1 pseudogene is annotated in these 317 nt (G+C 43.8%); it reads left to right on the forward strand.

The features are described from left to right. Nucleotides 1-6: 6 nt before the first annotated feature. A pseudogene (locus tag ACJ5GX_RS00330) lies at nt 7-108 on the forward strand (site-specific integrase); the annotation flags it as partial. Nucleotides 109-317: the final 209 nt, after the last annotated feature.

Below are 317 nucleotides of genomic sequence, written 5' to 3' on the forward strand. Positions count from 1 at the left end.
GTAACTGTGGACCTCGGTTCAATCATTGAAAAATGGTATGATTGGCTAAAGTACAACAGGTCTTACTCACCAAACACTTTGGAGTCATACATGAGGGACCTCAAGGATCGATCAAACGTGAATTTTAGTTACTAGCTAGGTACAATTACTTTGTGAGCTAGGGGTCGTTCGTTTTGAAGGACCATTACATTGGCGATTGAGTGACTCATCAATTTAGCTTCACGCCGACCGCACGTGGCCTGCGCTTTGCGGTCGACATGTGAAACGTTTTATTACATACATACATATATCACGCCTATATCCCTTGCGGGGTAGGT

This window comes from Wolbachia endosymbiont of Tuta absoluta (genome assembly GCF_059414725.1).